Here is a 783-nt window from a genome sequence, read left to right on the forward strand (position 1 = left end):
GGGGAGATGTGTATAAGGGACGGGGGGTGGGGGGTAGGGTCCGCGCTTTCGTGCCCTGGAGGCCGTCCCGTATGCACCGTCTTCTCGGTATCACCGTGGCCCTTTTCGCTGTCGGAGTCCTGGCCGCCGAGCCGGCTTCGAGCGCGAAGGTGGGCCCCTGGACGAAGAAGGTCCAGGCCGGCAAGGACCTCTACGCGACCCTGAAGACGAACCAGGGCACCGTCATCGTGCGGCTCTTCCCCAAGGACGCGCCCAAGACGGTGGAGAACTTCGTCGGGCTGGCCACGGGTGAGAAGCGCTGGACGGATCCCCTCACGGGCCAGGAAGTGAACCGCCCCCTGTACTCGGGCAGCGTGTTCCACCGCGTCATCCCGGGCTTCATGATTCAAGGTGGCGACCCCACCGGCACCGGCAATGGCGACCCGGGCTACCGCTTCGAGGATGAATTCCAGAGCGGCCGCAGCTTCGACAAGCCGGGCATCCTGGCCATGGCCAACGCGGGCCGGAACACCAACGGCAGCCAGTTCTTCATCACCACCTCCACGCCTTCGCACCTCACCGGCCGGCACACCATCTTCGGCGAGGTCGTCTCCGGCTACGACGTGGTGGAGAAGATCTCCAACGTGCCCCGCAGCGCGCAGGACCGGCCCCAGACGCCGGTCATCCTCATTGGCGTCACGCTGAGCGACAAGGCGCCCAAGGGCGTCCCGGCGGCCAAGGCCCCGGCCGCCGCGAAGGACGCCGCCAAGGCCGCCCGCGAGGCCATTGCCTCCAAGGACGGCA

The 783-nt window shown here is 68.1% G+C and carries 1 protein-coding gene; it reads left to right on the forward strand.

The genetic code is table 11. The annotated features are described in order from the left end of the window. Positions 1-71: 71 nt before the first annotated feature. The coding region (locus D7Y13_RS41905; RefSeq protein ID WP_147452663.1) for a peptidylprolyl isomerase at positions 72-783 on the forward strand (712 nt) is incomplete at its 3' end.

It is taken from the genome of Corallococcus praedator, from assembly GCF_003612125.1.
GTDB classification, from domain to species: domain Bacteria; phylum Myxococcota; class Myxococcia; order Myxococcales; family Myxococcaceae; genus Corallococcus; species Corallococcus praedator.